This is a genomic window from Streptomyces ochraceiscleroticus, from assembly GCF_000720485.1.
GTDB classification, from domain to species: domain Bacteria; phylum Actinomycetota; class Actinomycetes; order Streptomycetales; family Streptomycetaceae; genus Streptomyces; species Streptomyces ochraceiscleroticus.
Map to the genome: position 1 here is coordinate 1 of NZ_JOAX01000128.1, position 292 is coordinate 292.

General features: G+C 70.5%; 1 pseudogene. It reads right to left on the bottom strand.

Annotated elements, in window-relative coordinates:
* Positions 1-292 (bottom strand): annotated as a pseudogene (locus IG84_RS38600) (acetyl-/propionyl-CoA carboxylase subunit alpha); the annotation flags it as partial.

A 292-nucleotide genomic window follows, 5' to 3' on the forward strand; every position in this document is an offset into this window, starting at 1 on the left:
GGGCGCGGTGAACGGCTTGATGTCGTTGACGAACTCGGTCTCGATCCAGCGGGTGTGGACCTGGAACGGCTCGCTCGAGCCGGTCAGCTCCGGGGCGAACGCCGGGTCCTTCACGACGGTCTGGTGGAAGGGGATGGCGGTGGCCATGCCCTCGACGGTGAATTCGTTCAGGGCGCGGGCGGCGCGCTGCAGCGCCTGCTGGCGGGTGGCGCCGGTGACGATGAGCTTGGCGAGCAGGGAGTCCCAGGCCGGGCCGATGACGCTGCCGGACTCCACACCCGCATCCAGGCGC